Source organism: Streptomyces sp. NPDC002773 (genome assembly GCF_040295605.1).
Classification (GTDB): Bacteria; Actinomycetota; Actinomycetes; order Streptomycetales; family Streptomycetaceae; genus Streptomyces.
The window spans coordinates 1-16,368 of record NZ_JBEOVO010000061.1 but is presented as its reverse complement, the minus strand read 5'-3'; the positions used below and the strand labels follow the sequence as shown (position 1 = coordinate 16,368).

24 protein-coding genes are annotated in these 16,368 nt (G+C 69.5%); 13 read left to right on the top strand and 11 right to left on the bottom strand.

The window, feature by feature from the left end; all coding sequences use genetic code 11:
- Positions 1–142: 142 nt before the first annotated feature.
- Complete coding sequence (locus tag ABT034_RS34645; protein WP_351221087.1) at positions 143–1,339, bottom strand: tyrosine-type recombinase/integrase; 1,197 nt, start codon at positions 1,337–1,339, stop codon at positions 143–145.
- The gene (locus ABT034_RS34640) at positions 1,340–1,729 is read right to left on the bottom strand and encodes a helix-turn-helix domain-containing protein (protein ID WP_351221086.1); all 390 of its coding nucleotides are present in this window, start codon (positions 1,727–1,729) and stop codon (positions 1,340–1,342) included.
- Between the two features lie 185 nt (positions 1,730–1,914).
- On the opposite strand from ABT034_RS34640, the gene ABT034_RS34635 reads away from it, so the two are divergent.
- The 12 genes from ABT034_RS34635 to ABT034_RS34580 all read left to right on the top strand — a co-directional run bounded on the left by ABT034_RS34635 (position 1,915) and on the right by ABT034_RS34580 (position 9,956).
- Entirely contained in the window at positions 1,915–2,121 is a 207-nt protein-coding gene (locus ABT034_RS34635; protein WP_351221085.1) for a helix-turn-helix transcriptional regulator, read from the top strand.
- Between the two features lie 77 nt (positions 2,122–2,198).
- Positions 2,199–2,759: a DUF2742 domain-containing protein gene (locus tag ABT034_RS34630; protein ID WP_351221084.1), complete on the top strand. Its 561-nt coding sequence runs from the start codon at positions 2,199–2,201 to the stop codon at positions 2,757–2,759.
- Entirely contained in the window at positions 2,756–3,892 is a 1,137-nt protein-coding gene (locus ABT034_RS34625; protein WP_351221083.1) for an AAA family ATPase, read from the top strand. The genes ABT034_RS34630 and ABT034_RS34625 overlap by 4 nt, the downstream gene beginning before the upstream one ends.
- Before the next feature lie 243 nt (positions 3,893–4,135).
- The gene (locus ABT034_RS34620) at positions 4,136–4,393 is read left to right on the top strand and encodes a hypothetical protein (RefSeq protein ID WP_351221082.1); all 258 of its coding nucleotides are present in this window, start codon (positions 4,136–4,138) and stop codon (positions 4,391–4,393) included.
- On the top strand, positions 4,390–4,722 hold the full coding sequence (locus ABT034_RS34615) for a hypothetical protein (RefSeq protein WP_351221081.1): 333 nt from the start codon (positions 4,390–4,392) through the stop codon (positions 4,720–4,722). The genes ABT034_RS34620 and ABT034_RS34615 overlap by 4 nt, the downstream gene beginning before the upstream one ends.
- Positions 4,719–4,964 (top strand): hypothetical protein, encoded by a 246-nt coding sequence (locus tag ABT034_RS34610; protein ID WP_351221080.1) that lies wholly within the window; start codon positions 4,719–4,721, stop codon positions 4,962–4,964. The genes ABT034_RS34615 and ABT034_RS34610 overlap by 4 nt, the downstream gene beginning before the upstream one ends.
- Positions 4,954–5,580, top strand: a complete 627-nt coding sequence (locus ABT034_RS34605; RefSeq protein WP_351221079.1) for a hypothetical protein — start codon at positions 4,954–4,956, stop codon at positions 5,578–5,580. Before ABT034_RS34610 ends, ABT034_RS34605 begins: the two co-directional genes overlap by 11 nt.
- Before the next feature lie 17 nt (positions 5,581–5,597).
- Complete coding sequence (locus tag ABT034_RS34600) at positions 5,598–6,416, top strand: hypothetical protein (protein ID WP_351221078.1); 819 nt, start codon at positions 5,598–5,600, stop codon at positions 6,414–6,416.
- A gap of 518 nt (positions 6,417–6,934) precedes the next feature.
- The gene (locus ABT034_RS34595) at positions 6,935–7,417 is read left to right on the top strand and encodes a phage terminase small subunit (RefSeq protein ID WP_351221077.1); all 483 of its coding nucleotides are present in this window, start codon (positions 6,935–6,937) and stop codon (positions 7,415–7,417) included.
- Positions 7,398–9,044: a terminase large subunit domain-containing protein gene (locus tag ABT034_RS34590; RefSeq protein ID WP_351221089.1), complete on the top strand. Its 1,647-nt coding sequence runs from the start codon at positions 7,398–7,400 to the stop codon at positions 9,042–9,044. Before ABT034_RS34595 ends, ABT034_RS34590 begins: the two co-directional genes overlap by 20 nt.
- Before the next feature lie 26 nt (positions 9,045–9,070).
- Entirely contained in the window at positions 9,071–9,364 is a 294-nt protein-coding gene (locus tag ABT034_RS34585; RefSeq protein ID WP_351221076.1) for an HNH endonuclease, read from the top strand.
- Positions 9,365–9,404: 40 nt separating this feature from the next.
- Positions 9,405–9,956, top strand: a complete 552-nt coding sequence (locus ABT034_RS34580; protein WP_351221075.1) for a ribosome biogenesis protein NOP53-like — start codon at positions 9,405–9,407, stop codon at positions 9,954–9,956.
- Between the two features lie 63 nt (positions 9,957–10,019).
- Here ABT034_RS34580 and ABT034_RS34575 read toward each other — a convergent pair whose 3' ends face one another.
- The 9 genes from ABT034_RS34575 to ABT034_RS34535 form a co-directional block, all read right to left on the bottom strand.
- The gene (locus tag ABT034_RS34575) at positions 10,020–10,181 is read right to left on the bottom strand and encodes a DUF397 domain-containing protein (RefSeq protein ID WP_351221088.1); all 162 of its coding nucleotides are present in this window, start codon (positions 10,179–10,181) and stop codon (positions 10,020–10,022) included.
- Positions 10,178–10,864, bottom strand: coding sequence for a DUF5753 domain-containing protein (locus ABT034_RS34570; protein ID WP_351221074.1), 687 nt, complete (start codon positions 10,862–10,864; stop codon positions 10,178–10,180). Before ABT034_RS34570 ends, ABT034_RS34575 begins: the two co-directional genes overlap by 4 nt.
- Before the next feature lie 541 nt (positions 10,865–11,405).
- Positions 11,406–11,675, bottom strand: coding sequence for a hypothetical protein (locus ABT034_RS34565; protein ID WP_351221073.1), 270 nt, complete (start codon positions 11,673–11,675; stop codon positions 11,406–11,408).
- Positions 11,676–11,849: 174 nt separating this feature from the next.
- Positions 11,850–12,245: a DUF6907 domain-containing protein gene (locus tag ABT034_RS34560; protein ID WP_351221072.1), complete on the bottom strand. Its 396-nt coding sequence runs from the start codon at positions 12,243–12,245 to the stop codon at positions 11,850–11,852.
- Positions 12,246–12,247: 2 nt separating this feature from the next.
- A complete protein-coding gene (locus tag ABT034_RS34555) occupies positions 12,248–12,628 on the bottom strand; it encodes a hypothetical protein (protein ID WP_351221071.1) in 381 nt (126 codons plus the stop codon).
- Between the two features lie 409 nt (positions 12,629–13,037).
- The gene (locus ABT034_RS34550) at positions 13,038–13,322 is read right to left on the bottom strand and encodes an HNH endonuclease (protein WP_351221070.1); all 285 of its coding nucleotides are present in this window, start codon (positions 13,320–13,322) and stop codon (positions 13,038–13,040) included.
- A 190-nt stretch (positions 13,323–13,512) separates the two neighbouring features.
- A complete protein-coding gene (locus tag ABT034_RS34545) occupies positions 13,513–13,818 on the bottom strand; it encodes a hypothetical protein (protein ID WP_351221069.1) in 306 nt (101 codons plus the stop codon).
- Complete coding sequence (locus ABT034_RS34540) at positions 13,815–14,402, bottom strand: DUF6907 domain-containing protein (protein ID WP_351221068.1); 588 nt, start codon at positions 14,400–14,402, stop codon at positions 13,815–13,817. Before ABT034_RS34540 ends, ABT034_RS34545 begins: the two co-directional genes overlap by 4 nt.
- Positions 14,399–15,124, bottom strand: coding sequence for a DUF6907 domain-containing protein (locus ABT034_RS34535; RefSeq protein WP_351221067.1), 726 nt, complete (start codon positions 15,122–15,124; stop codon positions 14,399–14,401). Before ABT034_RS34535 ends, ABT034_RS34540 begins: the two co-directional genes overlap by 4 nt.
- Positions 15,125–15,432: 308 nt before the next feature.
- Here ABT034_RS34535 and ABT034_RS34530 point away from each other — a divergent pair, with 308 nt between their 5' ends.
- Positions 15,433–16,197, top strand: a complete 765-nt coding sequence (locus ABT034_RS34530) for a helix-turn-helix domain-containing protein (RefSeq protein ID WP_351221066.1) — start codon at positions 15,433–15,435, stop codon at positions 16,195–16,197.
- Positions 16,198–16,368: the final 171 nt, after the last annotated feature.

Sequence of the window (16,368 nt, the reverse complement as noted above, 5' to 3'; positions counted from 1 at the left end):
CTTGTAAAGCGGGGGTCGTCGGTTCGAACCCGACAGGGGGCTCTGAGGGAAAGTGCCTGCTCAGAGTGGGTACACATGCGACTGCCCCCCAAGATCATCTTGGGGGGCAGTACACATTCCGTACACGCTGGATCTTCGGGCCCTACGCGGCGAGCACCGCTCCCCGCCGCTCCAGTGCGGCAAGTCGGCCCCGATCGAGGGCATCCGCGACCTCGTCGAGGCGGTCGGGCCACAGGTGCCCGTAGACGTCCAGCGTCATTGCTGCGGACTTGTGACCGAGCATCGTCTGCACGACCTTGACGTCGGCGCCGGCGGCGATGGCGAGCGACGCGGCCGTGTGTCGCAGCTTGTGGGGCGTGATGCCGAGGTCTCCAAGGCCTGCCGCGACCACGGCTTTGTCGAACGCACGCTGCCGGAAGTTCCGGTAGCGCAGGGGGCCGCCCATCGGGGCGATGAACACCAGGTCGTCGCGCTTCCGACCGTCCAGAAGTGGCCGCAGGTCCTCAGCGAAGGAGCGCGGTACCGGGACGGACCGCTTCTCGTGGTTCTTCACCGGGCCAAGCTCAAGCTTGCCGTTCACGTCCGAGTACGCCTGGACGATCCGGATGCGGCGTGTGTCCACGTTGAACCGGGACGCCTTGATGGCGATGGCCTCGCCCCACCTGATCCCGCTGTACGCGAGGACGAGCACCAGAAGCCGGTGATCTCCGGCGGCCTCGGCCAACGCTTCGACCTGGTCGTGGGTGAGGTAGACGTGCTCGTCGTCATCGTCCGCCCGGGGCAGCGTGTGCTCGCTGGCGGGATTCACGGCGATGCGATGCGTCCGGATCGCGTGCTTCATCACGCCGCCGAACACGTAGAACGTCTTGGCGATGCGGCCAGGACTCAGGGGTCGGCCGGACGCGCCCGGCTTGTTGATCAGGTCGTCCACCCATGTAGAGACGTCGTCCCACTGGATCGCCGAGACCTGCCAATCGCCCCACTTGGGGATCACGTACAGGTCCAACAGTTCGCGGTAGTCGTTCTTCGTTCGCCGGGCCTGCTTGCGGAGAGTCTTGAACCATTCCTCGGCCACGACGGATACCGCTGCCTTGCCTGACCGAGGATCGCGATACGACCCCTTGTCGAGGCGGGCCGTGATCGCGTGCACCTCGGCCTCGGCTTGCGGCAGCTTGCCGAACGTCTTCGCCTTGCCCTTGCCGTCCGGCCCGTACCAGCGAACCCGCCACCGGCCGGGCGGCTGCCGCTTGCTGCCCTCACGCTTCGCGGCCTGCCACTTCTCCATCGCCGCCTGATAGTCCGCGTGCGACTCCCGGTCCTCGATCCAGACTCGCGCCATCTAGCCCTCCTCGCCGGGCGCCAGCTGCATGCGCCGGCCCGGCGGGCGGGCGTACACCTGGAACTGCAGCAGAGCTCCGGTCGGGTCCCCCGGTTCGATGCGCTCAATGGGCATCTCCCCGTCCATCCAGTCCCAGGCCGACTCGGCGTCAACGGAGCCGACCCCGGTGATCTCGACCGTCTCGGACGCACGGTCCGTGAGAGGCAGGAGCAGGGCTGACGGGTTGACGCGGAGCGCGGCCGCGAGGGCGGTCAGGTCGCCCACGTCGACACGTCGTTCCGCGCGTTCGATCTTCGCGACAGCCGAAGCGGCGATCGGCCGGCCGATCGCTTCCATGAGTCGGGAGAGGTCGTAGGTGGAGAGACCGCGGAGCTCGCGAACGCGCCTCACGTTCGCTGCAACGTTCCTGCCGGTCTCGTCTGATACCTGGGTGCGGGTCCTGGGGGGCGGCGTCATGCAAGCCATCTTAGGACTCAAGTGAATCTCGCTCAGCCCCAGACTGTCTGCTACTGTCACTGTCATGGCCCCACTCTAGGGTCATGTGAGTCGTAAAACAACTCATGTGAGGAGAAGTTGTGGCAGACGAACTCCTTGTACCTCGACAGGTACACGCGGAGTACGGGTTCAGCCCCCAGACGCTTGCCAACTGGCGGTGGACGGGGGCAGGGCCCGACTACATCAAGACCACGCCCGGAAAGGGCGGGCGCATCAAGTACCGGCGCAGCGCCATCGAGGCGTGGCTGCAGACCAGGACCGTTCAGGCCGGAGGCGCCGCAGCATGATCCGGAATGCAGAAACGCCCCGGCGGGTATCCGGGGCGTTTCAGGAAGACTCCGCCGACAGCGGTACGTCCGCTGCCATGGTGGCACAGATCCTGCGGCGCCGAGAAGCCGCGGGCCGGTGTGAGCCGCTGCACTGCGGGCACCGCGACCCGCTCGACTGCGGACCGGCTGGCTGCAACGAGGAGCCGCCGCCGCCCGTCGTGCTCGCCGAAGTCGTCCAGCACATCCCTGCCGAAGACGCCGTGCAGCTGTGGGCCGAAGCGCGGTCCCTGTACTTCGCGGCCGACTTCCCCAAGTACGCCAGCAAGGAGTGGAGACAGCTCCACCCCGACGACCCCAAGCGGCTCGCCGGCGCACTCGACGCCGCCGAGAACTGGCGCAAGTACGGCGACGAGGAAGAGCTGCTGCGGTGGTTCCGCGACGTCGCCGCACCCCGCGAGCCGCTGTGGGCACGGCGCACCCTGGCCGAGCTCGACGCCCTGGCCAAGCACCGGCGCCCCCACGAGGTAGTCGCTACCCCCGGCTGGCCGCCCATCAAGGTTCCCGGCACCGGGAACTGGCGCCACCACCTCGACGGCCGCCAGGTCGACCTGCCCCACAACCGACCCCGCCCCATCGCCTACCAGGAGGCCGCATGAGCGAGCCCGACATGTGGCCTGAGGACTGGGCGGATCCACCGCCCCCAGACGCCGTCAGGCTCGTCGTCCCCGAGCCCCGCCTCGCCATCGCGCAAGCGACGCCACCCCCCGTGCCGACCTGGCGCCCCCGGGACCTCGAGGATGTCCTCGACGGTACGTACACCCCACCGCAGCCCACCATCGGCGCCCGCAACGACGGCATCGGCCTGTTCTACCCGGGCCGCATGCACTCCGTCGTCGGCGAGTCCGAAGGCGGCAAGACATGGTTCGCCCTCATGGCCGTCGCGTCCGAGCTGGCCGCCGGAAACGCGGTCGTGTTCCTCGACTTCGAGGACGACGCCCCCGGCGTCGTCGGCCGGCTCCTCGCCCTCGGCGCCAGCGTGCAGGACATCCGCGACCGGTTCGCCTACATCCGGCCCGAGGAACCACTCACCATCGGCATCAACCGGCTGGAGATCGGCCAGGCCCTCAACGACCTTCGGCCCACGTTCGTACCCGTCGACGGCGTCACCGAGGGCATGGCGATGCACGGCATGGAACTGAAGGACAACACCGACATCGCCAAGTTCGGGCGCATGCTGCTGCGGCCGATCGCCGAGATGGGCGCCGCAGTCGCCACTCTCGACCATGTCACCAAGGACCGTGAGGGGCGCGGGCGGTACGCCATCGGTGGCGTCCACAAGCTCAACGGCATCAACGGCGCCATGTACATCCTGGAGAACCGCGCGCCGTTCGGCATCGGAATGACCGGCAAATCGACCGTTCGCATCGCCAAGGACCGGCCCGGCCAGCTGCGGCGCCACTCCCTCCCCCACAGCAGCGGCATGCACTGGTTCGCCGACTTCGTCCTCAAGTCCCACGACGCCACCTTCACCGAGGCGTCCCTGTACCCGCCCGTCGAGCAGGACGGACCCTTCCGGCCGACCGAGGTCATGCGGAAGATCTCGGCGGCACTGGCAGGCGCCACAGAGCCTCTGAATGTCCGCGGAATCGAGGCCCGCGTGGGCGGCAACAAGGGCGTGCTAGCAACCGGGCTCGCCTTCCTCACAGACGAAGGGTTCGTAGAGGTGCAGCCCGGCCCCAACAGGTCCAAGCTGCACGTCCTCCTGAAGCCATTCGAAGAGGAGGAGTAACCGGTGTCCCCGTGTCCCCCGAGTGTCCCCCCGGTGTCCCCGGGGGACGCCGTCCCCCCGGTGTCCCCGTGTCCCCAGTCCCCCTATAGGGGGGACACGTGGACGGGGGACACCCAGCCAGATTCCGAACTGCAGCCCGGTGCCCCCCGGGGGGACAAGACCGCAGCAAGAAGAAGGACGTGCATCGGCCCGTCACTCCCCTTGCTGCCGCCTTTCGACAGCAACCACAGACCAGGAGCCACCTTGAACATCTCGCTTCACTGCCCCGTATCCCTCGCCCCCGCACAGCCCGGCTGGGTTGTCCGGGACACCGACCCCGAAGGCGTCGGCATCGACTACCCGATCGTCGCCTGGGCCGTTGTCACCCTCGGCATCGAGGAGGACGGCTCCAAGGGCACCGGCATCCAGCCCGTGTTTATCGCCGACGGGGAAACCTGGACGACCGTCGAGTGGCACGCCGCCAACGGCTACGACCACAACTTGTCGGTGGCCGAGTCATGACCGAGTCCCACGTCGAGCGGCAGGTGCAGGCCCGGATAGCCGCGGCCAAGGCAAAGACGCAGCAGAAGGAGCAGCAGCGGGCCGAGCTCGCCGGCCGTCGTAAGGGCGGTGTCATGGCCCGGCATCGGTCGAAGGCGAAGCGGGCCGGGATCCGGCTCGGGTTCTGCGGCTCGTGCGCACGTCCGCTGATGCGCAACACCTACGTGCTCTGCTCGAAGGGCTGCGGGGCGAAGCTGTGCCGCGGCTTCAAGCGCTGCCACGAACAGCACAACGCCCAGTGCGCCAGCCGGCCCGACCAGTTCACCGACGACCCGCAGGGGGCGTCGTGACGGACCTGACCCTCAGCACCTACGGCGTCGTCATCGCCGCGCTCAGAGGCGACCAGGACGGCGCGCAGAAGCTCCTCGACGGGCTCAGCCCCGACGAGACCGCGCAGGTGGCCATCGGCGCCACCCTCGCCCTCGCAGACACCCTCCGCGGTATCTGCGACCCGCAGTACATCGACCACATCATCAACACCCTGCAGGGCTTCGCCCTCACCACCACCGGAGGAATCCGTCATGAGCCGTGACCAGATCATGAACGCGTACCAGCAGCAGCTCGGCCGCATCCAGGGGAACCGGATGTACTCCGACCACGCCAAGAAGGTGCTCTCCGCCCAGGCCTACAAGAAGGCGCAGGGCGATCTGGAGACGCTGCGGCAGGCCGAACTCGACAGCGCCGCCCGGCAGCGCACCCAGCTCCAGCGCCGCATGTTCGGCACCACCTCGTCCATCTCCGACCCGGGCGCGGTCATCGCCCGCCGCGACGCCAACGACCGGGCCGCCAAGCTCGAGGACCCCCGCGAGGCGGCCACCGCCCTGGAGCGGGCCGAGCGCGACGGCGACACCGTCCTCGCCCAGGCCATCGCCGCCCGCGCGAGTGAATGGGGATGGACCGACATCCTCGACACCTACGCTGCCGACCGGCCCGGGTTCGTCCGCGACGTCGAGGAGTGGAACTCCATGCCCGACACCGAAGACATCGCCTGGAAGCTCGGGCACACGGCCCTGTTCATCGCCCCCACCCCGCCCGGCTTCGACAGCTCCAACCCGGGAGCCATCGACTGGTACGCGCAGCAGAACCTCGACAGCGACGAGCCCGTCGCCCCCGTGGTGCCGTCCATCTTCGGCGGTGATGCCGCGTGATGCACTACGGCGCCCGCGTGCACGAAGCGGAGAAGGCAGTGCAGGCGGCCGAGCGGCGCAAGCTGCCCGTCCCCGACGAGGTAAGGGAAGCCCAGCGGCTCCGCACCGCCGTCTTCGAAACCGCGACCAAGCCCGACCCCGAACGGCCCGAGCTGCCCTACCTGGCGGCCGACGCCGAGGGCGTCATCCGGCAGCACGCCGAAGCGCTCCGCCTGACCGACGTCACCCGCCGCGCCGCCGGCCTGTTCACCGACGAGGCCGACCAGCGGTACATCGGCGCCGCCCGTGACGCGGTCCCCGCCTGGATCGGTGGACTCCAGAAGGAGTTCTCCACCCTCGTCGGCGTCATCACCAAGGCCGCGGCCAAGCTGCCCGAGTCCATCGACCTCGTCGACTCCAGTCGGCTGAACTGGAACGACCCGGTTCACGCGACCGCGTACAACAAGGCCGAAGGCGCGGTCGCCCAGCTCGAACAGCTCATCCACGACCGGGCCGACATCGTGAAGGTCGCGGGGGGCGACGGGGGCAGGGACAACGCCCTGTTCGCCGTCGCCCACTTCCCCGACCCCACCGTCGAGCGGGTCATGGCCGACGACTGGCGTCAGCTGCACCCGACGCTGCAGCAGTGGCGGGACCTGAAGAGTCGGCCCGTCGCACGCTGGGTGTACCTCGTGAGGCAGAGCGAGCTGACCCTGAGTCTCGCGACACCGGGCGAGGTCAGGCAGAGGTCAGCCCAGGTCGAGCGCTGGAGGAACGCGGGCCACGCTAAGCGGTCTGCACAGACCCTCAACGGCGGTCACGCGGCAGCACAGCGGTACCTCGCGGAGACCGCGTGACCTACAGACTCGGCGTCAACGGCACTGCTCTCGATGGCTCATGGGCGAGCAGCAGACCGATGGTGCGAGGGGCAGCAGCCAGCCTCACGCGCCAGCGTCGACGGTCCCGGCCAGGCGAACCCACACCCGTCGGCCGGGACCACCCCTCACCCCACCCCCCTCCCCCCCCCCGGGGGGTGGGGGCAAGGGCAGAGACAAGACGAAAGAACAAAGATCAAAGAACGAAGATCGAAGAACGAAGTTCGAGATCAACAAGCGAATCGATCAACGAAGCGAAGCAACATCAACAGCAGCATCGAGCGAGACGAGCAGCAGACGCGACGGCCGGCCGAGACCCCTCTGCCAGCTGTCGCCGTTACGGCCGACGTACCGAGCGGACGGCCGAACGAACGCCGAACCGGACACATGGGGCATAGGGGGGATAACCCCCATACCCCCTTCTCGCCCATCGGAGCCGTGTACGCGCCGTCTGTGGCCCCACGTCTGGGGCTTTTGGATCTTGAGCTAGGAGGTACGCCATGGCTGGTCGTGGACCCGCCCCGAAGGATCCCCGGCGCCGCGCCGGCCACCGCAAGGACGCGCAGCAGCAGACCGTACTGCGCTTCGAGCAGGCGGAGGCGCCCGATCTGCCGCCGCTGCGCGCCCGCCAGGGCGACGAGATGGTCGAGGTGCCCTGGCCTGCGGCCACGCTGGAGTGGTGGGAGATGTGGAAGGCCTCTCCGCAGGCGGAGCACTTCACCTCTACCGACTGGTCGTTCCTGCGGGACACGGCCCTGGTGCACGCCCGGCACTGGAACGGCGAGTCGACGGCCGGCGCCGAGCTGCGGCTCCGGGTCGCCAAGTTTGGCGCGACGCCCGAGGACCGGGCCCGGCTTCGGATGCAGTTCGCCCAGGCCGACGAGGCCGACTCCAAGCGACCTCCCGGTACCTCGTCCGAGGAGCAGTTCGCGGACCTGAAGGTGTTGCCAGGGGGTGGTCCGGATGCCGTGGCGGGGGCCTAGATACGAGGGCGAGCTGCCGACGCTCGGGCACCAGGTCATCAACTGGATGCATCGCAACCTGGCCGCGCCGGACCGTTCGGAGTATGTGCCGTTCCGGCTGACGCGCGAGCAGGCGCAGTTCGTTCTCAACCTGTACGCCATCGACCCGCGGACGGGCCTGCGCCGCTACCGGCGCGCGGTCCTGTCCCGTCCGAAGGGGTGGGGGAAGTCGCCGCTGCTGGCCGCCCTCACGTGCGCCGAGGCCCTGGCCGACGTCGTGCCGGACGGGTGGGACGCCGAGGGCGAGCCGGTGGGCCGACCGTGGTCGTCGATACGGACGCCGTGGCTGCAGCTGGCGGCCGTGTCGGAGGACCAGACGAAGAACGCGTGGGGCCCACTGCTGGAGATGCTGCGCGAGGGACCGGTGCTGGACGCCTATCCGGGGGTCGAGCCGCTGGACTCGTTCGTCAACCTGCCCACGGGCCGGATCGAGTTCGTGACCTCGGCGGCCACGTCCCGCGAGGGCAACCGGCCGGTGTGGTGCGTGCTGGACCAGACCGAGGAGTGGCGCGTCTCGAACGGCGGCGTGAAGCTGGCCGCGACGCTGCGCCGCAACCTGGGCAAGACCGGGGGGACGTCGGTGGAGTCCCCGAACGCCTACATCCCAGGCGGCGGGTCGGTGGCGGAGTCCTCGGCGGAGTACTTCAAGCGGATCCGTGAGGGCCGCGCCCGCGACGAGGGTCTGCTGTACGACCACCGGGAGGCGCCGCCAGAGACGGACATGTCCGACCGGGACTCGCTGCTGGCGGGTCTGCTGCACGCCTACGGCGATTCGGCGGTCCCGGCCGGCGGGTGGGTGAACCTGGAGCGGATCGCCGCCGAGGTGTGGGACCCAGACACCGACCCGCAGGACGCCCGCCGGTTCTATCTCGGCCAGATCACCCACGCGTCCGACTCGTGGATCACGCAGCCCGAGTGGGCTGGGGTCGCGGACGTCGAGAAGGTGGTGGGCGAGCGCGAGCCGATCGTGCTGGGCTTCGACGGCTCACGGCGCCGCTCCAAGGGCGTCACGGACGCGACCGCCCTCGTCGGCTGCCGCGTCTCGGACGGCCACCTGTTCCTGCTGGGCTGCTGGGAGCAGCCTGACGGCCCGGAGGGCGAGAACTGGCAGGTGCCCGTCGTCGAGGTCCTGGCCACCGTCGAGGACGCGTTCAAGGCCTACCGGGTGGTGGGCATGTACGCCGACCCAGCGAAGTGGGAGTCCCACGTGGCGACCTGGGAGGCGAAGCACGGCCGCCGGCTGAAGGTGAAGGCCACCCTGCAGCACCCCATCGAATGGTGGATGACGGGCGGCCGTGCCCACCTCATCGTGCGGGCCCTGGAGAAGTTCCGGTCGTCGGTGGTCGAGGCGGAGCTGTCCCATAGCGGGTCGAGCGTCCTGACCCGGCATGTGCTGAACGCCCGGCGCCGCTCGTCGCGGGTGGGCGTGCAGATCGCGAAGGAGCACCCCGACTCGCCCCGGAAGATCGACGCGGCCGTCGCCGCGGTCCTGGCGTGGCAGTGCCGGGTGGACGCCCTGGCGAAGGGGCTGGGCAAGGAGAAGGCAGGGGCGTCCGCGGGGAAGGGCCGCGTCATCGTCCTGCGCTGAGCGACGAGAAGGAAGGAGGGCCCGCCGTGGCCCACAACTGGGGTACGTCATCGAGGGCGAGCCGGCTGCCGGGTAACTGGAAGACGATCCGGGCCCGGGTGATCGCGCGGGATCCGCTGTGCCAGATCTGCCGCGTGAGGCCGAGCGTGATCGCGGACCATATCGAGGCGATGACGGATGACCATCGGCTGGAGGCGTTGCAGGGCGTGTGCGAGCCGTGCCACCGGCTGAAGACGTCCGCGGAGGCGAATGCGGCCCGCGCCGCCAACCCGAGTCCGGGCCGTCGCCGCCCGCCGGAGACCCATCCAGGGCTGCGGTGAAGCACCCCCTGCTGTCGTAGGCCGCTCGTACACTGCGCCGATGGACACAGGATGGATGGCCGTATGGCCGGTGGCAGCGTTCTTCTTGGGTGGCCTGGCGACTCAGCTCACCGGCTGGCTGACGCATCGCCGGCAGCAGAAGGAGCGCCAGCAGGACGCGGCGGCGGCTCTCCACGAGCGTCGGGAGACTTTCGAGCTGGAGCACCTGCAACGGCTCAACGAGGCCCTGCAGGCGCTTGGCAGGGCCACGGCTCAGGCGCACCACGCAGACATGATGGCCAGCCGCGAGACTCGCCTGTACGGCGGGGAGATGCTCCCTGATGACCTGAACGAGACGCTTCGCGTGGCGAACCAGGACGTGCACATGCTGGCGGGCCTGGTGCTCGATGACGAGTTGCGGGAGCAGGTGAAGGCCGCCCGGTCGGCACTCAACCAGCTGGGCGGCATGGTCCGCGTGGACCCGCGGGAAGCGGACGCGGTGTTCATGGCTAGCCACGGGCAGGTCGCGGAGACGCAGGACCGGATAGCGGCCCGGATCCGTGAGATCTATCTGACGTCGACCCCTGATCCGGCGCCCGCCCTTCGTGCATGATGGTCGGGTCATGACGCACGAAAGCCCCTGCCGCAACTCTCCTGCGGCAGGGGCTTCCTGCTGTCACACCTGGTGCGTCTTGGCCCAGTCGACCAGAGCCGACCAGGCGGCCGGCTTGAGCGGGATCCTGGCCCCCGCGGGCCGCTTACTGTCCCTCACCAGCACTCCGCCAGCGGGGCGGGCCCACTCGACACACGAACCGGAGTCCGTGAACGTCGACTTCACCCAGACGAGCTCATCATCAGTTCCGTGCACAGCGCTCTCCTCGCTGAGTCGATCATCCTGAGCGACTCCGCCGGACCGGCGGCCGACGCCTGCAAGTGATCGTAAGCGTGTGCGTAGGCGGCATTGTCTTCCGGCCGGGTGGAGATCACAGAACCGGTCAGGGTCTCGACGAACACGACCCGCTGCGGGCCGACTTGGTAGCGGGTGAACGCCCCCGTGAGGCCGGGGTGTCCGCCGGTGCCGTTCGGGAGAATCTGGATGGTCACCGACGGGCGGAGCGAGGCGATGCTGAGCAGGTGTTCCAGCTGCTCGACGAGGACGGCCTTGTGGCCGACCGGCCGCCGCAGTACCTGCTCGTCGATGATGAACCAGGCTCGCCGTCCGGAGCCGTAGCCGAGTGCGTCGATGCGCTTCGCCCTGGCCTCCGCCCGGTCGGCCACCTGCTCGATGGGCAGGGACGGGGCGGTGGTCTGGATGGCGTCCACGGCGTACTGGTAGGTCTGCAGCATGCCGGGGACGAGGGTGGGGTGCCATGCCTGGATGGCGTCCGCCGCGCTCTCGAGCTCCGTGAGCCGGCTGATGTGGTCGGCTTGGGTGTCCTCGCTCGCGGCCCGCCATAGGCCTGCCTTGGATGGGTCTCGGGTGCCGCGGACTAGGTCTGCGGCTTCTTTGCGCGTCGGCATCGGCCCTCCTCCGATGGGCGGCTGATTGTGCGTCAACGCTACTCCTCGTGGTCTCTTGATCACATCGCTTGATCGGGTTTGATGGCGGTCCGTAACGTCCCCCTTTGTCGCCTGCTCAGGGGGTGCTCGGCTGCTGCTAAGCCGCAGGTCGGGGGTGCTCGCGACCCTGCTCAGAGGGTGCTCAGGGGGTGCTCGGCTGCTCAGGCCGAGCACCCCCTGAGCAGTTCCGTGAGCAGCTGTGACCTGGGGCTTAGCACCCTCGAGCACCCGCCGAGCACCCCCTGAGCACCCGAGATGCCCCGGTCTGTCCCCCGGACAGGCCCGGCCCCGTCCGCCCCGGGTCCACCCCGTGTCCGGCTGGCTGTCCGCCCCGCATATCGGGGCAAAGGGGGGCGTGACAAGCCTGTGACAGCTGGACGAAACCGCAGGTCGAGCCCGTGACAGACCCCGTGACAAACGGCCCTGAGCCCGTGACGTGTCACCACCCTGTCACGGGCACCGTCACGGGCCTGACCTGCGGCGTCACGGGCCCGTCACGGGCTCAGAAGTCGGCAGGCAGGGCCTTGTTCACTGCCTGGACCCATCCCGCCGGGTCCGGCCGGGGGTCGTGCCCACCGAACACTGCCGCGTCCTCGACAAGGACCTCAAGCAGCCGCATCGGGGACTGGCCGTGCTTGGCCTGCGTGTGGACTCCGCCAGCCCGGAGCAGCGGAGTGAGGGGGTCGGTGGCCAGGATGACGCCGCTCACTGCGGAGCAGGCCCGGCAGCGCGCCCATGAGACGTCGATGCCGGTCGACTGGATCGTGTTCACGGACCCCTAACGACGGCGGGCGCCCCGCGTACCGTCCCGGTGGAAGCTCGGGGCGGGCGACAGGGCGCCGGGTGAGGAGCTGGATGTTATACAGCTCCTCGTGCTGGCCGGCTGCGTACCGTGCCCGGTGGAGTGCGGGCACGGGCCACTTCGCGGCGCCGCGAAACCTGCAGGTCAGCGCTTGCGCCGCTCGTTCTCCGCCGCGGCCAGCTTCTCCCGCATCTCGGCGACGCCGGCCCGGTAGGTGTCGAGGCTGGCGAGCAGCTGGTCGAGACCGCGGACGTCCATCTCGATGCCGTCGCCCCGGTACTCGGAGTACTGCAGCCACACGAGGGCGGCGTCCGGGGTCTGCTCGGTGGAGTGGAGGCGGAGCCGCAGGTCGAGCAGCGGCACCAGCGGGTTGCCGCGCCGGTGGTCGCGGTCGCGCGGCGGGTGCAGCTCCAGCGGGTCGGCCTCGTGCCAGCAGTCGTCAGCCTCGTCGTTCCAGTAGGCGTGATCAACGGTGCACCAGTCGGGGCACTGGATCGTCGCGACGGCTCCGCCGACGGTGGGCCCGGTGTACGTCTTCATGGTCAGGACTCCTTCGGGGCGTACAGCGGGAAGGCGCGGTCGACGGCCCGGTAGACGGCCTGGACGTTGGTGCGGGCGGCCGGGTCGTCGAGAAGGTCGGGGAAGCTGTGGGCGTCCTGCTCGATCCGCCACGGGCCCTCCATCGACAGGGCCATCTCGACGCCCTCGCGGATGTAGGCGACGGTCCACGTGTCGAGCGCGTCATAGGCGTTGGTGACGGCGTGGTCGAGGGCGAGGGCGAGCATGTCGCGGGTCATGGCCACCTGCACGGTGACGATGGCGCGCGGCTCCTCGCCGCGGTCGACCGGCCCCCACAGGTGGCTCGGCGGGATGGCCGGCGGAAGGTCGCGGGTGATGCCGGGGGCCAGGGTGTAGAGGGTCATGGGAACGTCTCCTCGGAGTGTTACCGGAGGCCGCTACAGGCCTTGTGAGTATTGGGCTCGGAGGGGTCCGGAGCGGTCCGGAGCCCTTGGGGGTAAAGGGCTCGGAGGCCAACGGGGAATTGGGCTGCAGGCCTTGTGAGGATTGGGCGGGAGGCCAAGTGAAGATTGGGCTCCGACCCCTTGGGGGGATTGGGCACCGCAAGGCTCGGGGCGCCCCGAACCGTCACCGTCCCCGGTAGGAGGCGGGGGCGGGTACGGCACGGGGAGAGGCCCCGAACACTTGTGGAACGACCTGCGGCGACGGGCCTCACTTGGATCGCATGCTGGGCGTTTGCCTCCCCTCCGGAGAGGGGGGGCATTTGGGAAGCACGCTGCAGCGATGCCGACCCTTTTGGGATTCGACCTGCAGCTACGCGGCGAGCCCGAGGGCGGGCGCCTGACGGAGCAGCAGCCACGCGAACGTGAGCGGCAGAGCGTCGGCCTTCACGTTGTTGCACGGCCCGCACGCGGCGACCAGGTTCCGCGGCTTGCTCTGCTGCCAGATGCTCCACGGGATGTAGTGGTCGAGGGTGACCTCGGCCTCGTCGGCGAACGGCCGGCGGCAGTAGTGGCAGTGCCAGCCGTCGCGCTCGAGGACGTAGGCCCGGATCATCCGCTTCGTCTCGGGGTTGTTGAGGAACCCGCGCTTGCTCATTCCCCCACCCGCCCGTCCCGCGCTACGCGCTGCAGCAGGTTCCGGCACAGCCGCGCGCCGCACAGGTCCCCGCGCGCCTCACAGGCCGCCAGGCAGGCGAACGCCTCCGCGATCGAGGGAAGGGGCCGGGCCGCCGCCGCGACCCTGCCAACGGCCAGGTTCTCCGTCGGCCGGCGCACCATGGTCGCGATCACTTCGCACCCCGCTTCCGGGTGTCGAGGGCGAACGTGTCGGGCATGTGCGCGCTGTCGCGGTGGGTGAAGCTGTAGAGCAGCCACGCCTCGCTGACCTTGTCGACGCACTTCTGGTAGACGCGGCGCTCCCGCTCGCACTCCCAGTCCCGCGCCTGCAGCTGCTGACGCCAGTTGGCGAGGAGGGCGACCAGCGCTTCCATGTAGTCGCTGGCCGCGTCCATCTCTCCGGCCTCGTCCTCCAGGGCGAACAGCTTGTCGGCGGAGACGTCCTTGAACAGCAGCTCCCAGTAGGTCGAGCTCATCGCTGCACCTCCAGCGCGGCGAGCTGGCGGGCCAGGTGCCGCAGCGTCGCGGCGTGCTCGACGAGGACCGCCGCCGCCACGTCCAGGCCGGCCGAGTTCAGCGCGTGCATGTCCTCCGACGCGTTCAGCACCGCGTGCACCCGCGGCTCCGACGGAGAGAACGGCCGCTGGACCAGCTGCACACCCAGCACGTCCGCCGGGCGGTGGCACAGCGTGGGGATCGTCGCCACCAGCTCGGTGCCCTGATGCTCGATGTCCTCCCGGTACGGCTCCGCCGCCTTGTGCCCGGTGCACCATGTCGGCTCGGGCAGGACGACCGTGCCGTGGTCACCGGTCTGCACCGTGACCATGCCGTCGGCGACCGGCGCCCGGTGCGCGACCGTCAGCCGCCCCTCGAAGGCGAACGGCCAGGTGCGGCCGAGGACGTCCTCGTGGACGTCGTGGAAGAACTTCGGACGGACGCAGGGGAAGCCGGGCTTGTCGGGCTGCTCCTCGGCGCACACGGCCGGGTCCCGGTCCAACGCCCCCTGATGCCAGGCGAGACGGTCGGGGCCGACGCCCTCGAGCGGGTCGCGGTCGCTCATCGCCGGCCGCCGATCCGCTGCAGCAGCAGGGCGCGGACACGGGTCTCGCGCATCAGCTGCGTCAGGACCCTGTCGAGGGTGATGACGAACCCGTCACCCTCCGGCTCCATCGTCGCCAGGCCCTCGACGCCGTCGCCCTCGACGACCCGGGCACCGAACGCTTCCAGCAGGTAGCCGATCGGCATCGTCCGCACGTCGTCCGACAGGAGCGACGTCCAGCGGGTCGAGCGGCCGGCCGATACCTGGCGGTGGTACTCCGCCGTCGCCTCCGCCAGCTTCTCCGACATCTCCCGCAGGGCCACCAGGTGCGCCTCGACGCGGGCGATCGTCTCGTTCACCTCGGCGGCCGTCAGGTAGCCCATCGACTCGCCGTTGCCCGCGTGCGGCAGGACCGCCATGTACGGGCGGTTCTCCTCGCTGGAGAACGGGTACTGCCGGATGCTCGCGGCCAGGATCTGCGTCGTCTCCCCGGAGAAGTCGGCCAGTTCCACCGACACCTCGGCGCCGTCGTGGGACAGCTCGGAGGGGTTGTAGACGCCGCTCTCGATGTCCTCGCTGTGGTCCGACGTGCACCACTCCGGGCACTCGAACGTCAGGAAGCCGCCGACGCGGAGCGGAACGGTGATGGTGCGGTCCTCGGCCGACGCCTGCACGGGCTGCTCGACGAGGGGGCGGACAAAACCGCCGGAGGACTTGAAGGTCTCGGGTACGGTGATGCTCATGGTTCGGTCCCTCTCATCAGGGTCGACACCTAGGCCTCGATCCGGTGCTAGTAACACCGGTCGGGGCCGCTTCCGTTGTGGAAGCGATGAGTCGACTGTAGGCCTAGGTGAGTCGAAAAGCAACTCACTCGGCATCGCCGCGTGCAGCGCCCATAAGCACATGCCCGTACCTCCTGGTGGGGAGCCGTCTTGCGTCCACCATGACGTCGGCATGTCGCCTCGCGCGGCGTCACGAAGGGCGACGCTTCGACGTCATACGGGGCGTCATTTCGGTGTCGTTGTACGGAGGTTGGCGCTACCGTGAAGGCATGAACACGCCGAACCCGACACTCCGTGCTGTACGCATGGGAATGCTGATGAGTCAGGACGATTTCGCCCGCGCCATCCGCGACGCCGGCCAGCGCGCAGGACACCCCAACGACGCCACCAAGCGGCTCGTGCAGCGCTGGGAAGCGGGCGACGTCGCCGCCCCCCGCCCCCTATACGCCCGCGCCCTCGAGACCGTCACCGGCCTCCCCATCGCCTCACTCGGCTTCACAGGCATAGTGCCCACTGCCCGGGTCGGCGACGACGGCCGCGGCGGCCACGACGTCCAGGCATCCGTAGAGGGCGTCGCCCCGCCCATGGCCGCGGCCGGCACCCAGCCCGACGCTCGCGCCAGCTACTCGGGCGTGTGGCTCTCCCGGTACGAGTACTACTCCAGCGGCCGCGACACCACCTACGTCTGCCAGCACCACGTCGTCGTGCTGCAGCACGGCAACCGGCTCACGGTCCGCTCCCTGCCCAGCGCGTCCACCAACCCGGACTCACCGCTCACCATGGACCTCACGGCCGACGGAAGTGTCGTCACTGGCACGTGGGTAGAACAGACCGCCACGGACGGGTACTACCGCGGCGCCCGCTACCACGGAGCCGTGCAGCTGCTCGTCGAACCCACCGGCCGGCGCATGGCGGGTAAGTGGGTGGGGTTCGGGAAGGACATGGACATCAACACCGGCCCGTGGGAACTCGTCTTCCGCGACGCATCGACCACGCAGGCCACCCTCGCTCGGTATAACCGGCCGCCTGAGTAGCCGTACACATGCCGTACACGTCAGTACGGGATAGTCCGGGATAGCGCAGGACAGGGCGGGATAGAAAACTCGCAGGTCAGCGAACTGTGGTACCGGCGACGCAGGTTGAAGCGACAGCCGTAACGGACTTGTAAAGCGGGGGTCGTCGGTTCGAACCCGACAGGGGGCTCT